Here is a 14,727-nt window from a genome sequence, read left to right as displayed (position 1 = left end):
CGAATCGATCGCAAGAAGGACAGTGTGATGGCCAAGGACGACGACGACAAGCCGGAAGCCCAGGATGACGACCATTCACTGGATATGAGCCAGGCCGCCGTCAAGCGCATGATCGCCGATGCCCGCGAGCGCGGCTATATCACCTATGACCAGCTCAACACCGTCCTGCCGCCCGATCAGGTGTCGTCCGAACAGATCGAGGACGTGATGTCGATGCTGTCCGAAATGGGCATCAACGTCATCGAGGACGAGGAGGCCGAGGAAGGCGAGCCGGCAGGCGCCGTCGTTCCTGCCTCGACCAGCCGCGAGATCGCGGTTGCGACCACCGAAACCGAAAAGCTGGACCGCACCGATGATCCGGTGCGCATGTATCTGCGCGAGATGGGATCGGTCGAACTGCTCTCGCGCGAGGGCGAGATCGCCATCGCCAAGCGGATCGAGGCCGGCCGCAACACCATGATCGCCGGGCTGTGCGAAAGCCCGCTGACCTTCCGGGCGATCACCATGTGGCGCCAGGAACTGCTGAACGAAGATATCCTGCTGCGCGACGTGATCGACCTGGAAACCACCTTCGGCCGTTCGATGGAGGGCGAGGGCGAGAGCGAGGTGGACCTGCCGGTCGGCCTGGGGCTGGGTGCGGTGGATGGCGCCCCCGGCAAGCCCGACTGGGCCGGCGACGAGGTGGACGCGGACGGCAACCCCCTGCGCCGCGACGATGCCGAGGATGACGAGGACGACGGGCAGAACCTGTCCCTGGCGGCGATGGAGGCAAGCCTCAAGCCCCGCGTGCTGGAGACGCTGGAAATCATCGCCCGCGATTATGAAATGCTGGCCGACATGCAGGATCAGCGGATGTCCGCGACCCTGAACGAGGATGCCAGCTTTTCCGCCGGGGACGAGGCCGCCTATCAGACGCTGCGCAGCCAGATCGTCGCGCTGGTGAACGAGCTGCACCTGCACAACAACCGCATCGAGGCGCTGGTCGACCAGATCTACGGCATCAACCGCCGGATCGTCACGATCGATTCGGGCATGGTCAAGCTGGCCGACGCCGCCCGTATCAACCGGCGCGAGTTCATCGACGCCTATCGCGGCTCGGAACTCGACCCCGGCTGGATCGAGCGGATGGGCCAGAACAAGGGCCGCGGCTGGCAGGCGCTGCTGGACCGCTCGCGCCCGCAGGTCGAGCAGTTGCGCGCCGAGATGGCGATGGTCGGCCAGCATGTCGGGGTGGACATCGAGGAGTTCCGCCGCATCGTGAACCAGGTCCAGCGCGGCGAGAAGGAGGCGCGTCAGGCCAAGAAGGAAATGGTCGAGGCGAACCTGCGCCTCGTCATCTCGATCGCCAAGAAATACACCAACCGCGGGCTGCAATTCCTTGATCTCATTCAGGAAGGCAATATCGGCCTGATGAAGGCGGTGGACAAGTTCGAATACCGCCGCGGCTACAAGTTCAGCACCTATGCGACCTGGTGGATCCGGCAGGCGATCACCCGGTCGATCGCCGATCAGGCCCGGACGATCCGCATCCCGGTCCACATGATCGAGACGATCAACAAGCTGGTGCGCACCGGCCGGCAGATGCTGCACGAGATCGGCCGCGAGCCGACGCCCGAGGAGCTGGCCGAAAAGCTGCAGATGCCGCTGGAAAAGGTCCGCAAGGTGATGAAGATCGCCAAGGAGCCGATCAGCCTTGAAACCCCGATCGGGGACGAGGAGGACAGCCAGCTTGGCGATTTCATCGAGGACAAGAACGCCGTCCTGCCGCTCGACTCGGCCATTCAGGAAAACCTCAAGGAAACGACGACGCGTGTTCTGGCCTCCCTGACCCCGCGCGAGGAGCGGGTGCTGCGGATGCGCTTCGGCATCGGCATGAACACCGACCACACGCTTGAGGAAGTCGGCCAGCAGTTCAGCGTCACCCGTGAACGTATTCGCCAGATCGAGGCCAAGGCATTGCGCAAGCTCAAGCACCCCAGCCGTTCGCGCAAGCTGCGCAGTTTCCTTGACCAGTGATGTCGGAGCGGGTTGCGAACCTTCTGTATCGCAGTGAAACCTCGATCCTGCCCGGCTCGGCCGCCGCAGAACATCTGCTGGGAAGGGCGCGTGTGCGCAACAGTCAGCTGGGGCTGACCGGCTTTTTGCATCATGAGGAAGGCTTTTTCTTCCAGTGGCTTGAAGGGCCGGCCGCAAACCTGGCGGCGGTGCAGAAGATCATCGAGAGTGACCCGCGCCACGAGGCTGTCACCTATCTGCACCGCGGCACCGAAGCGGTGCCCCAATTTCCCGACTGGCGGATGGGCTATTCCCAGCACGAGGATGATTCGCTTCTGGAATGGCTGGCCCGCGAGCCCGTCGCGCAGATCAAGCGGGAGGCCTATGCCCGCTCGATCCTGATGTTTCTCAAGGAACGCAGCCGCGCCCAGCACGCCTGAGGGTTACGACAGCCGCTCTACATGGGCAGCAAGGCTGTCGACGAAGGATTGCAGAAAGGCCTTCGTTGCCTCGTCGCTGATGCTGCCATCCTCGGCGTAGTGGTCAGGCTTCCAGTGGATGAATGCCTCCGGCCGTCCCATGGGCACAAGGCCCAGACCCAGCATGTTCGACCGCAGATGCGATTGGGCCATGGCCGTGCCGATCGCGCCGACCGAGGCGCCGATGGCCGCAGCGGGCTTGCCCTCGAAGGATGACTGGCCATAGGGGCGGCTCGCCCAGTCGCAGGCATTGACCAGCAGGCCCGGCACAGTGCGATTATATTCCGGCGTCACGAACAGCACCCCGTCTGCCTGCCCGATCACATCCTTGAGCCGCATCACAGGCTCGGGCGCGCGCCCATCCTGCCACAGATCGTCATTATAGAGCGGCAGATCGCCCAGAGAGGCATAGTCGAAAACCAGCTTGCCGCGGGCAAGTTTTTCAAGGGCGAGGGCCAGCCGCCGGTTGATCGATTCCGACCGCAGCGAGCCGACAAGGACGGCGATTGTGTAAGGCATGAGGATGTCCTGGTGGGTGAACTGTCTGACCTAACCCTGAAAGACCGGTTGAAGTTTCGGACCAAATCGGGAACATCACCGATGATTGCCGAATGGGGGTTCACATGCAGGCTTGGTGGGCCGATCCGGCGGGGCTGCGGATGATTGCGGCGGTCTGCGCCGGGGCGGCGGTGCTGCTGGGGGCCGTGCTGCTGCGGCGCGGCCATGCGCTTTCAGAGCTGCTCGCGCAGCAGGAGCAGGCCCGCAGCGAGCTGCAGGCGCTGGCGCTGCGCGAGGCCGAGGCGCGCACCCGTCTGGACGGTTATGCCGGGCGGCTGGGCGAGATATCGGACGAGCGTGACGGGCTGCGCGATGCGCTGCATGCCGCACGCGACGAGATATCGTCGCTGGGCCGCCAGCTTGCCGAAACCCGGCTGGCCGCCCAGAAGGACCGCGCCGCGGCGGAACGGGAAACGGCCATGCTGCGCGATCTGCGCGAGGAAATGACCGGTCAGTTCCGCCTGATGGCCGATGAATCCCTGCGCCGGCAGGGCGCGGATCTGGAAAAGACCCATGGCGAACGCCTGGCCGCCCTGCTGACGCCCTTCCGTGAACAGGTGCAGGTCTTTCAGGGCGAGCTTCAGGCCCGCAACAAGGCGGTGGACGAGGAACGCGCCGCGCTGCGCGAGCAGATCGAGGGGCTGCACCGTCGTTCAGAGGAAATCGGCCGCGACGCGGTGGCGCTGACCCGCGCGCTCAAGGGCGAAAAGCAGCGGCAGGGCGCCTGGGGCGAGATGATCTTGGAACGGGTGCTGGAGGCCTCCGGGCTGGAACGGGGCACCCATTACGAGACGCAGGAAAGCTGGCAGGCCGAGGACGGCAAGACCTGGCGCCCCGACGTGGTCGTGCGCATGCCGCGGCGCAAGGTGCTGGTGATCGACAGCAAGGTGTCGCTCAACGACTATGAGATCGCCGTCAACACCGATAACGAGACCGAGCGCGGCGAGGCTTTGCGCCGCCATGTCGCGGCGATCCGCGCCCATGTCACCGCGCTGTCCGCCAAGGGCTATCACCAGATCGACGATGCCTCGGTCGATTACGTGCTGATGTTCATTCCCATCGAGGGCGCCTTTTCCGAGGCGCTGCGCGTCGATCCCGCCTTGGCGGTCTTTGCGCTGGACCGTCGCATCGGTCTTGCCACGCCCACCACGCTGATGCTGACGCTGCGAACGGTCGATCACATCTGGACGGTCGAGCGGCGAGAGACGAACGCCATGGATATCGCGGTCCGCGCAGGCCATCTTTACGACAAGGTTGCCGGCTTTGTCGCCGCGATGGAGGAGGTGGGCAAGGCGCTGGACGGGGCAGGCCGGGCGCATGCGACCGCGATGGACCGCCTTGCCCGCGGGTCGGGCAATGTCATCGGTCAGGTCGAGAAGCTGCGCGCGCTGGGCGCGCGGGCGCAAAAGCGCATCGCCCTTGACCACGATGCCGAAGCCGAGCCTTCGTCCGCCCCGCTGCTGGGGCAGGGCGGGAACTGACCTGACACGGGTTACTCGCAGCGCCGGTGCAACAGGGCGCCTGTCCCTATCTTGTGGTCTTTCGCCATGCCTACCCAACGGGTGCGACGCCGCATATAGTCGGCGCTGCCAAGCCACTCTCAGGGGTCCAACGATGCGGTGTCCGTTCTGTGGAAACATCGACACGCAGGTCAAGGATTCACGTCCGGCCGAAGACAATGTGGCCATTCGCCGCCGCCGCTTCTGCCCGGCCTGCGCGGGCCGCTTCACCACCTATGAACGGGTGCAGCTGCGCGATCTGGTCGTCATCAAGTCGAATGGCCGGCGCGAGGATTTTGACCGTGACAAGCTGTCGCGTTCGATCCGCATCGCCATGCAGAAGCGCCCCGTCGAGCCGGAACGGATCGATCAGATGATCTCGGGCATCGTGCGGCGGCTGGAAAGCATGGGCGACACCGACATCGCCTCGAAGGTGATCGGCGAGATCGTGATGGAGGCGCTCGCCCGGATCGACACCGTCGGCTATGTCCGTTTTGCCAGCGTTTACAAGAACTTTCAGGCAGCGGATGATTTCGATCGCTTCGTCAGCGAACTGCGCCCGGCCGACGGTGAGGGCTGAGGACATCCGCCACATGGCCCATGCGCTGCGGATCGCGCGGCGCGGCCTTGGCAACACCTGGCCCAATCCCGCGGTCGGCTGCGTTCTGGTGCGCCAAGGCCGCGTGGTCGGGCGCGGCTGGACGCAGCCGGGCGGGCGCCCCCATGCCGAGCGCATGGCGCTGGATGCAGCGGGCGGGGCGGCGCGCGGTGCGACCGCCTATGTGACGCTCGAGCCATGCGCCCATCACGGCCGCACGCCGCCCTGCGCCGATGCGCTGGTTGCGGCGGGGGTCGGGCGCGTGGTCAGCGCATTGACCGATCCCGACCCGCGCGTGGCCGGGCGCGGTCATGCCAGGCTGCGCGCCGCCGGGATCGAGGTGGCCGAAGGGATCTGCGCAGCCGAGGCCGCCGCGATGCAGCAGGGCTTTCTGTCCCGTGTCACGCGAGGCCGGCCGATGGTCACGCTCAAGCTGGCAGGCAGCTTTGACGGCCGCATCGCGACCGCCGCGGGCGAAAGCCGCTGGATTACCGGGGATGCGGCGCGCCGGCATGTCCACCTGCTGCGCCTGATGCATGATGCCGTCATGGTGGGCGCGGGAACCGCGCGCGCGGACCGGCCGGCGCTGAACGTGCGCGGCTTTGGCCCGGTGCGCCAGCCGGTGCGGGTGGTGATCAGGCAGGGGGCGATCCCCGACTTGCCGCCCGAGGACGCTGATCACGGCCCCTTGCTGGTTCTGCCCGGTCCCCTGCCCAAGGCCATGGCCATGCTGGCCGAACGCGGGCTGACACGGGTGCTGTGCGAGGGCGGGGGGCAGCTGGCGGGCGCGCTGCTCGCCCAAGGGCTGGTCGATCAGCTTGCCTGCTATACCGCAGGATTGGTGCTGGGCGCCGCCGGGCGCCCGGCGATCGGCGATCTGGGGGTGCAGGCGCTGGGCGACGCCCCGCGCTTTCGCCTGGTCGAAAGCCGCCCCATTGGCGGCGACCTGTTTCACCGCTGGCTGCGCAGCCCCTGACGCGCCCTGTCAGGCGCATTCGCCATCACGGCCGCCCCCACCTGCTGGCGCCTGGGGAACAGGGTCGCGCAGCAGGGGAACCGCATGCCCGCCCTCGGTCTGCCCCTCATGCCGCCGGCCTTTTGTTCCGCAGGGCGGGCGCTGGCCATACCCCGCACAGCCCGCCGCGCCCTTTGCCAGCCCCGGAACCGAATGGCAGGCGCGCGCCGATCGCCCCGCCCCCATGACCCTGCGCGATCCTGCACCGGCCTCGACAGGCCTGCCGCACGGTTGGTCTATCCGCGCCACAGCCAGCTGTGACCGGCCAACGTCCCTTGCGCCTTGGCAAGCCATCCAAGGCCGCGCGGCGCGGGCAGCGCGGCCTGGCCCGACAGCCGCTCCAGCACGGTTTCCGCGGGGCAGGGCAGCCCGCTCAGCGGGTCGTGATAGCGCGGATATGCGATCAGCGCCGCGTGAACGAGGGTCTGCAGATCGACCCGCGCCTGACGCCGCGCGGGAATGGGGCCAAGGTCGCGGGTCAGGCCCCAGCCGGCATAGAAGGGGGCGCCCAAGGTGGTGACAGGTTTGCCGCGCAGCAGCGCCTCGAACCCCATGGTCGAGGTGATGGTCCAGACCTCGTCCACCGCTTCGATCAGTGCTGCCGCCTCGGCATCGGCAAGGGTCAGGTCGGCAAGGGCGGCGGCCGCGCCGGAATCGACGGCGCCGGGGCGCAGACCGGCCCGGACATCGGGATGGGGCCGCCAGACGATCAGCGCGTCGGGGTTTTCTGCCCGCACGCGCCCCAGCAGCGCAAGGTTGGTCCGCTCGATCCCCGCGCCCAGCCGGATCGAGGCGTCATCCTCGACCTGTCCGGGCACCAGGATCACCCTTCGGCCATCCCGCATGATGGCGGGCTTTCCGCCGGGCAGGTTGTATTTGGTCAGAGCCGCGGCATTCAGGCGCGCGATCAGCGCCGCCGCGCGCTCGCGCCCGCCGGGGGGCAGCGGTGCGGCGATCAGCCGTTCCAGCCGGCTTTCCCGGCCGGGATCATAATAGATCCCCAGGTCGTCCACGACCAGCGACAGTGGCGGGACCAGCTCTGCCCCCAGCCCGCGCGAACGCAGAAAGCCGTCCTCGACCCGCGCCGCCTTGGGGACCGCTGCTGCCCGGCCGGCCCAGGCCAGCGTCACCCTGTCCGAAGGGCGGCCGGTAAAGCGAACCCCTGCGCCATTTGCAAAGATCCTTGCGATGGCGGGCCGCTTCCACAGGCGCATCCCATAGGCCAGGTGCCCGTCGCGGTCCTCGGCATGGGCGCGGGCCTCGGCCTCGATCTGGCGCAGGGCGCCTTCGAAATCGGTCAGGCGGTCGAGGCAGGGATCATACCAGACCGGCGCCATCAGGTGGCTTGCCGCGAACAGCGCGGGCATGGTCGTGCGGCCCAGCCGCCGGGGCAGGGGCCTCTCATCCTCGGTCAGGCCCCAGCCGGCGTAGAACGGCTGGCCGAACAGCCGCACCCGGCATCCGCACAACAGCGCCTCATAGCCCAGTTGCGAGCTGACCGCATAGACCGCCTGCGCCCCCCCGGCCAGACGCCAGGGCGACAGGGGGGCGTCGCAGAACAGCTCGCCCGGCCGCAGGTCGGCGGGGGTCAGATGGCCGGCGCGGTGGCCAGCGATGGTTTCGGGATGGCTGCGCAGCACGATCCGTGCGCCCGGATTTTCGGCCCGCGCCGCGGCCAGCATCGCCAGGAACAGCGCCCGTCCCTGCCCGCGCAGCGAGGCATCGCCCCGCGTCTGGTCCACGACCAGCACATAGCCGGCAGGCGGGGCCGGTGCGCTGGCGCGATGGGCGTTGTATTTCGACAGATCGGCCGCGCGCAGCCGGGCGATCGCTGCCTCGCCCTCGGCCGCGCGGGCGGCCGCCTGGGGGGAGGTTGCCAGCGTTTCGATCAGCGATGGCGCGTCAGGGTCGAAATGCAGCCCTGCCGGATCGATCAGCAGCCCGACCGGCCCGCGCCTGCCCAGGGCCGAAGGATCGCGGCCCGGCAGGACCGAACGTAGGAACGCATCCTCGACCGTCACCAGGGGCGCGCCGGTGCGGGCGGCCAGGGCACGGCCGCGCCAGGCGGTCGGGCTGGCGCCCCAGATGCCCACCGCATCGCCCGGCCTTGGCAGGCCAACCGCCAGCCGCCATCCCGCCAGCGCAAGGATGCGGCGCAGCCGGGGCCGGGTCAGAAATCCGCCGTTCAGAACGACGAGCCGCCGGGGGCTGCCCCCGGCGGTGCCGGCGCTGCCGGACAATTCAGCGGGCGACGTTTTCCAGCGCGTTGGCGCTGCCCGCCGCGCCGGTGATCGCCCCCAGCGTCTTTTGCCACTGCACATAGGGCGCCTCGGTCACATAGACCGTGTCGCCGTCGCGGATCATGAAGTCGCGGGCCACGAACAGCCCGTTGGGCCGCGTCAGGTCCAGCACATAGGCCATGCGCTGATCGCCATAGACCTGCTTGCTTAGCACCTTGCGCGCGACCGACATCGGCTCGTCCCTGAGGACGAAGACGCCGGTGGGATCGGCGAGATTGGAGCTCAGCCCCCCGACCATCGCGATCGCCTCGAGCGCGTTGATCGCCTCGGATCCCAGCGGCACCTTGGTCTGCCCGCCCAGCGCGCCCAGCGCGGTGAAGCTGCGCTGGTCTTCCTCGACCAGGACCACGTCGCCGGGGCGCAGGGCGATGTCGTTGCGCGCATTGGCATACAGATCCTTGAGCCAGACGCGCCCGGTATTGGTGCCGCGCTTGACGATGACCACGGCGATCTCGGGGTCGATCGACACGCCCCCGGCGCGGGCCAGCATCGCCGACAGGGTCCGGGTCGGCCGTTCGATCGGAAAGACGCCCTGCCCGTTGACCTTGCCCATGACCGATACCGTCGCCCCGTCGCCGGCGACGCGGGTCACGCTTACCTGCGGGTCGGGCGTCTGCTGTTCCAGGCGCTGGGTGATGACGCGGCGCAGCTCGTCGGGGGTGTTGCCTGCGGCCTTCACCCGGCCGGCATAGGGCACGAAGATATAGCCGTTGCTGTCAACCTGCAGCTGCTGAAGGTTGGTGTTCGACTGGCCCATCGAGGCCAGCAGGCCGTCATCGACGTTTTCCCACACCGTCAGCCCCAGCACGTCGCCGGGCCGGATCTCGTCCGCGCCGACCGCGCCGGCGCCGGTGAACTGCGCCCCGAAGCCGTAGGAGGGCGCAAAGCTTGCCTCGCGCGCGATGCGGTCATCGACATAGACGACATGGGTATTGCCGCCCTGCTGGATGTCGCCCTTGAGGATTTCCCTCTTGCTGGGACCGGAGCGGGGCAGGGCGCATCCTGCAAGCAGGCTGACCGAAGCCATGCCGGCAAGACGCAGCAGGTCGCGCCGGACGGGGCGCCCTAGGATATCGGAAACGTCAACCACGGAAAGCAACTCCTGTCCTCTCGGGCGAATTGGCCTCTTGATTGTCGTTCAGCTTAGCCTGTCCGGCTGGAAACTTCCATCGACACGCGCGATCAACGTGATTCGTGATCCATCTGTTGCCGGTTGGCCGCGCGTCCGGCCTCGAGGGCGGCATAAGGGTCCTGCGGATCAAGCATCATGTCCACCACCAGGCGCAGCGCATGGGCGCGCGAGCGGGCGGCATAAAAGCCCCCCGGCACCTGGCAGGTATCCAGCAGATAGCTGCGATACTGGCGATAAAGCCGCCTGTCGGGGGAATGGGGGCGGCGCAGGAAATCATCCAGCGTCTGCCCCGAGACCAGCCCCGGCTTGGCATAGACAGACCGGCCCATCGCCTTGACCGGCAGCCCCCGCCACAGCGCCTGCTGGGCGGCGGTCGAGTTGATCGTCACCGCGGCCCGCGCCTGCGACAGCAGCGCAGCCAGCTTGCCGCCCTGCACCAGATGGACGCGCGCCTCGATCCCCAGGGCACGCGCCTGACGCGCGATCACTTGCTGCAGGGCCGCCCGCCCGTCCTCAAGCGGGTGGGCCTTGAAGACGATGTGATGGTGGCGGGGCGCGGCGGCGGCAAAAGCGGACAGCACCTCCTGCGTGAATTCGGCCATCCGGCGATAGGGGGAATGGGCCAGAAAGCTCGAATCATGCTCAAGCTGCATCAGCACCAGCACATAGGGAAAACCGCCCGACCGGATGCGCCGCCCCTGCCGCCACCGGCCCAGCGCGTCCAGAGGCGACAGCAGCAGCCGTCGCAGGTTCAGCCAGAATTCGCGCCCCAGCGGGATGTCACGATGCGAGGCAAAGCCCGGATAGCGCCGGTTCGCCGTCAGTACCAGGAAATGATAAAGCGCGCCATAGAACTTGTGCTGGCGCATGTCGCCCCAATGCGCGGGCGGACGGTTCACCTCGTCCCCGAAGGCGTGCTCGATGCGGCGGATCTGATCGACATCGATATCCATCAGGGCCGAATACCCGTTCGCCCCGCCCCGTTCATAGGTGATCCAGTAGGGGCGCAGGTAACCTTCCTCGAAGACATGCAGGACAAGGCCCAGCCGTTCGGCGGCGGCACGCGCGGCGGCGTGGATGGGCCGCACATCGCCATAAAGGACGATGTCGGTGACGCCGCGCGCGGCGATGATCCGGTCCAGATGCGCGGGCCATTCTTCGGGCGGGCCGGGATGGGGGATGAAATGCGCCCGGTCGCGCCAGAAGAATTCATCCCCCGCGTTGAAGCCGACGCGCCAGACCGCCGCCCCCGCATCCCGCAGCAATCCGCCGAGCCGGTCAAAGAAGGGGCCATGCGGCCCCTGCAGCAGCAGGAACACCCGCTGCGCGGCGGGTAGGCGGGCAATGGCGGCGCGCCGCTGCGCCGCGCCGGGCGGGCTGGTTCCGGCGCAAGGCCCGGCCGGCCCGCCCTCCGCCGCGCCCGGCAGGGCTGCCTGCCCCGGGCCGGGCGGCAGCAAGGGCCGTGATGGGGGTGAAGTCATCGCCTTGCCGTTCCTTGCGCCTGCGCCCGCATGACGCGCCGCGATTCGCCGCTGCATCACACATCGTATTCGCCCCGGCGCGGTCAAGCGTCAGGGTGCAGCGGATCGGCAGCGAAACGGGCGACAGGCGGGCGCCCGCCCGCATTGCCCCCTTGCCGTTCTCCTCCTTGTGCCCCCTTGCATGCGGCCCCGCGCGCCGCCATCGTCCGCCCGCCCCCGCCGGATGGCGGGGATGCGTGAAAGGAGCTGTCATGTTCACCGGGATCATCACCGATATCGGCCGCGTTTCGGCGGTCGAGGCGCGCGGCGACATGCGGGCGCGGATCGAGACGGCCTATGACATGGACCGGGTGGACATCGGCGCATCAATCGCCTGCGATGGCATCTGCCTGACCGTCGTGGACAAGGGACCGGGCTGGTTCGCCGTCGATGTATCCGCCGAAACGCTGGCCCGCACCAGCATCGGCGCCCAAGGCTGGACGCCGGGCCAGCGGCTCAACCTGGAACGGGCGCTGCGGGTGGGCGACGAGCTGGGCGGCCATATCGTGTCGGGCCATGTGGACGGCGTGGCCCGCATTGTCGATGCCAGGCCCGAAGGCGACAGCCTGCGCCTGACGCTCGAGGCGCCGGCCGATCTGGCCCGCTTCATCGCGCCCAAGGGATCAGTGGCCCTGAACGGCACGTCGCTGACCGTCAATGAGGTCGAGGGCCGGCGCTTCGGCGTCAACCTGATCCCGCATACGCAGGCCGCGACGACCTGGGGTCAGGCGCGGGCCGGCGATGCGGTGAACCTGGAAATCGACACGCTTGCCCGCTATGTCGCGCGGCTGGCCGAGGCGGGCTGACGCGCTGCGCCTTTCGCCCGCGCGCCTGCTGCGCTAAGGCCGGGTCATGATGCAGGATCGACCCGCCTTTGGCATCGGACATAACCGCGGCCCCGCAACGCAGGGGGCGGGCTTTCGCGCCCATTGCTGGCGCGTGGCGCGGGCCGAGCTGCTGGGCGCGCGCCTGCCCGTCGAGGTGGTGCGCCAGCAGGTGCGGCGGGCACAGGCGCTGGGGCTGGACTACAGAACCTATGCCGGGGTGCGCGCCACGACCGGGCGCGATCTGATCGCCTTTCTCTATTCCTCGAATGCGCTGGGGGTTTTCCGCGAAGGCGCGCTGCCTGCGCCCGGCCGGCTTGCCCGCCTGGCCGCCAGCCGGGCAGCCCCGCATCTGGGCGCCGCGCCCGGTATCGACCCGGCCGCATTGGGCGCGGCCATCGCCGCCCGTTCCAGCCTTGCACTGCCGCCCTTCGGCGCGTCCTGGGGTGCGATGCGTTCGGCGATGAAGGACTGGCTGCGCGGCCAGGGCCTGCCTGGCGACGGGGTGCTGATGATCGGCGAGACCGATCATGAACGCGAGATCATGGCGGCGGCCGGTCTGGCCGGTTTCGTCAGCGGACACAGCTTCTTCAACGGACAGACCCATGCAGTATGAAAACCCCGGCCCCGTCCAGCGCGATTGGTCCGACGCCATCTCGCGCATCGAGGATATCATCGAGGACGCCCGGAACGGCCGGATGTTCATCCTGGTCGATCACGAGGACAGGGAAAACGAGGGCGATCTGGTCATCCCCGCGCAGATGGCGACGGCGGATGCGATCAACTTCATGGCGACCCACGGGCGCGGGCTGATCTGCCTTACGCTGACGGCGGCACGGGCCGATGCGCTGGACCTGCCGCTGATGTCGCCGCGCAATTCCAGCCGGCACGAAACCGCCTTCACCCTGTCGATCGAGGCGCGCGAGGGGGTCACGACAGGCATTTCCGCGCAGGACCGCGCCCGCACCATCCGCGTCGCCATCGATCCGGCGATGGGCGCGGCCGACATCGCAACGCCCGGCCATGTGTTTCCCCTGCGCGCCCGCGACGGCGGGGTGCTGGTGCGCGCCGGCCATACCGAGGCGGCTGTCGACATCGCGCGGCTGGCGGGGCTGAACCCTTCGGGGGTGATCTGCGAGATCATGAACGAGGACGGCACCATGGCCCGCCTGCCGGACCTTGTGGCCTTTGCCCAGAAACACGGGCTGCGGATCGGCACGATCAGCGACCTGATCGCCTATCGCCGCCGCCACGACAACCTGATCGCCGAACGCGCCCAAAGCCGCGTGGCCGCCCATGGCGGCGAATGGACCATGCGCATCTTTGCCGACGAAACCCAGCATGGCGCCGAGCATATCGTGCTGACCATGGGTGATCTGCGCGCACCCGGCCCGGTCATGGTCCGGATGCACGCGCTTGATCCCCTTCACGATGTGCTGGGCATCCGCCGAGAGCGCGGGGGCGATCTGCCCGCGGCGATGCGGATGATCGCCGCCGAGGGGCGCGGGGCGGTCGTGCTGCTGCGCGATCTGTCTGCAAGGCTGCCCCGGCCGGACGAAATCTCGCCCCATACGCTGCGCCAATACGGGCTGGGCGCCCAGATCCTGTCCGCGCTCGGCCTGTCCGAGCTGGTCCTGCTGACCAACTCGGCCCCGTTGAAGGTGATCGGGCTTGACGGCTATGGGCTTTCCATCCATTCCACCCGCCCGATCCCGCAGGACTGATCCCCGATGGCCGAGCTGACCGAACATACCATCCTGCCGCTGCCGACGCTTGAAGGGCCGGTCCGGCTGCTGATCGTGGTGGCGCCCTATTACCGCGCCGTGGCCGACGGCCTGATCGCAGGCGCCCGCGCGATGGCCCGGCAGGCCGGCGCCTCGGTTGATCTTGTCGAGGTTCCCGGCGCGCTCGAGATCCCGGCCGCGATCGGCATGGCCGGACGGATGGCCGCCTATGACGGGTATGTGGCGCTGGGCTGCGTGATAAGGGGCGAGACGACGCATTATGAAACCGTCTGCAACGACAGCGCGCGCGGGTTGATGCTGCTGGGATTGCAGGGGATGTGCATCGGCAACGGCATCCTGACCGTGGAAAACATGGGCCAGGCGATGGTTCGCGCCGACCCGGCGGGGCAGGACAAGGGGGGCGGTGCCGCTGCCGCAGCGCTGCACCTGATCGCGCTGGGCCGGCGCTGGGGCGGCCAGCGCCGCGATGAACGGCCCGGCGCCGATCAGCCCCGTGACCTGATCCGCCTGGCCGGCGAGCTTGACGGCGGAACCATCGCATGAATGCGCCGCGCCCCGACCGCCGCGCGCTGAGCGGCGCCGCCCGCGTCTATGCCGTGCAGGCGCTGTTCCAGATGGAGGCCGCGAACCAGTCCGCCACCCTGGTCGCGCGCGAATTCCAGAACTGGCGCATCGGTGTCGATTACGAGGAAGGCACCACCCCCGATGCCGACGAGGCTTTGTTCACCAGCATCCTGAACGGCGTGGTGGACAGGCAGGCCCGCATCGACCAGATGACGGATCGGGCGCTGGTGGCGAAATGGCCCATCGCGCGGATCGACCCGGTCCTACGGGCGCTGTTCCGCGCCGCGGGGGCCGAGCTGGTCGCCGGCACCACCCCGCCGCGGGTGGTGATCTCGGAATATGTGGGTGTGGCCGACGCCTTCTTTCCCGAGGGGCGAGAGACACGCTTTGTCAACGCGGTGTTGGATCACATGGCACGCGAGGCGCATCCAGAGGCATTCTGACGGGGCGGGAACCGGGTTACGTGCCGCCCTTTGGATGCCTACATGGAGATCAGAG

General features: G+C 68.5%; 14 protein-coding genes. 10 read left to right on the top strand and 4 right to left on the bottom strand.

Annotated features, from left to right (window positions below; all coding sequences use genetic code 11):
• Positions 1-24 precede the first annotated feature (24 nt).
• Both rpoD and B0A89_RS01590 read left to right on the top strand, forming a co-directional pair.
• The gene (rpoD, locus tag B0A89_RS01595; RefSeq protein ID WP_157115209.1) at positions 25-2,016 is read left to right on the top strand and encodes an RNA polymerase sigma factor RpoD; all 1,992 of its coding nucleotides are present in this window, start codon (positions 25-27) and stop codon (positions 2,014-2,016) included.
• A complete protein-coding gene (locus tag B0A89_RS01590; RefSeq protein WP_085376639.1) occupies positions 2,016-2,435 on the top strand; it encodes a BLUF domain-containing protein in 420 nt (139 codons plus the stop codon). Before rpoD ends, B0A89_RS01590 begins: the two co-directional genes overlap by 1 nt.
• A gap of 3 nt (positions 2,436-2,438) precedes the next feature.
• Here the strand turns inward: B0A89_RS01590 and B0A89_RS01585 are convergent, their stop codons facing one another.
• Positions 2,439-2,993: an NADPH-dependent FMN reductase gene (locus tag B0A89_RS01585; RefSeq protein ID WP_085376638.1), complete on the bottom strand. Its 555-nt coding sequence runs from the start codon at positions 2,991-2,993 to the stop codon at positions 2,439-2,441.
• Between the two features lie 104 nt (positions 2,994-3,097).
• Here B0A89_RS01585 and B0A89_RS01580 point away from each other — a divergent pair, with 104 nt between their 5' ends.
• The 3 genes from B0A89_RS01580 to ribD all read left to right on the top strand — a co-directional run bounded on the left by B0A89_RS01580 (position 3,098) and on the right by ribD (position 6,105).
• The gene (locus B0A89_RS01580) at positions 3,098-4,513 is read left to right on the top strand and encodes a DNA recombination protein RmuC (protein ID WP_240558592.1); all 1,416 of its coding nucleotides are present in this window, start codon (positions 3,098-3,100) and stop codon (positions 4,511-4,513) included.
• Between the two features lie 133 nt (positions 4,514-4,646).
• Positions 4,647-5,111 (top strand): transcriptional regulator NrdR, encoded by a 465-nt coding sequence (gene nrdR / locus B0A89_RS01575; protein ID WP_085376637.1) that lies wholly within the window; start codon positions 4,647-4,649, stop codon positions 5,109-5,111.
• Positions 5,112-5,124: 13 nt separating this feature from the next.
• Complete coding sequence (gene ribD, locus B0A89_RS01570) at positions 5,125-6,105, top strand: bifunctional diaminohydroxyphosphoribosylaminopyrimidine deaminase/5-amino-6-(5-phosphoribosylamino)uracil reductase RibD (RefSeq protein WP_085376636.1); 981 nt, start codon at positions 5,125-5,127, stop codon at positions 6,103-6,105.
• A gap of 275 nt (positions 6,106-6,380) precedes the next feature.
• Here ribD and B0A89_RS01565 read toward each other — a convergent pair whose 3' ends face one another.
• The 3 genes from B0A89_RS01565 to B0A89_RS01555 all read right to left on the bottom strand — a co-directional run bounded on the left by B0A89_RS01565 (position 6,381) and on the right by B0A89_RS01555 (position 11,057).
• Positions 6,381-8,384 (bottom strand): capsular polysaccharide biosynthesis protein, encoded by a 2,004-nt coding sequence (locus B0A89_RS01565; RefSeq protein WP_240558591.1) that lies wholly within the window; start codon positions 8,382-8,384, stop codon positions 6,381-6,383.
• 1 nt (position 8,385) lies between these two features.
• On the bottom strand, positions 8,386-9,471 hold the full coding sequence (locus B0A89_RS01560) for a polysaccharide biosynthesis/export family protein (RefSeq protein WP_085378684.1): 1,086 nt from the start codon (positions 9,469-9,471) through the stop codon (positions 8,386-8,388).
• 155 nt (positions 9,472-9,626) lie between these two features.
• The gene (locus B0A89_RS01555; RefSeq protein ID WP_085376634.1) at positions 9,627-11,057 is read right to left on the bottom strand and encodes a capsule biosynthesis protein; all 1,431 of its coding nucleotides are present in this window, start codon (positions 11,055-11,057) and stop codon (positions 9,627-9,629) included.
• Positions 11,058-11,308: 251 nt separating this feature from the next.
• Between B0A89_RS01555 and B0A89_RS01550 the strand changes: the two genes are divergently transcribed.
• Genes B0A89_RS01550 through nusB form a run of 5 tightly spaced genes read left to right on the top strand, consistent with a single transcriptional unit; the run spans position 11,309 to position 14,672 of the window.
• The gene (locus tag B0A89_RS01550) at positions 11,309-11,902 is read left to right on the top strand and encodes a riboflavin synthase (RefSeq protein ID WP_085376633.1); all 594 of its coding nucleotides are present in this window, start codon (positions 11,309-11,311) and stop codon (positions 11,900-11,902) included.
• Between the two features lie 46 nt (positions 11,903-11,948).
• Complete coding sequence (locus B0A89_RS01545; RefSeq protein WP_240558590.1) at positions 11,949-12,536, top strand: hypothetical protein; 588 nt, start codon at positions 11,949-11,951, stop codon at positions 12,534-12,536.
• The gene (gene ribB / locus B0A89_RS01540; RefSeq protein ID WP_085376632.1) at positions 12,526-13,644 is read left to right on the top strand and encodes a 3,4-dihydroxy-2-butanone-4-phosphate synthase; all 1,119 of its coding nucleotides are present in this window, start codon (positions 12,526-12,528) and stop codon (positions 13,642-13,644) included. Before B0A89_RS01545 ends, ribB begins: the two co-directional genes overlap by 11 nt.
• A gap of 6 nt (positions 13,645-13,650) precedes the next feature.
• On the top strand, positions 13,651-14,208 hold the full coding sequence (locus B0A89_RS01535) for a 6,7-dimethyl-8-ribityllumazine synthase (RefSeq protein ID WP_085376631.1): 558 nt from the start codon (positions 13,651-13,653) through the stop codon (positions 14,206-14,208).
• A complete protein-coding gene (nusB, locus tag B0A89_RS01530; RefSeq protein ID WP_085376630.1) occupies positions 14,205-14,672 on the top strand; it encodes a transcription antitermination factor NusB in 468 nt (155 codons plus the stop codon). Before B0A89_RS01535 ends, nusB begins: the two co-directional genes overlap by 4 nt.
• Positions 14,673-14,727: the final 55 nt, after the last annotated feature.

It is taken from the genome of Paracoccus contaminans, from assembly GCF_002105555.1.
Taxonomy (GTDB): Bacteria; Pseudomonadota; Alphaproteobacteria; order Rhodobacterales; family Rhodobacteraceae; genus Paracoccus; species Paracoccus contaminans.
Note: the sequence above shows the minus strand (reverse complement) of the source record. Positions and strands in the feature narration are given on the sequence as shown.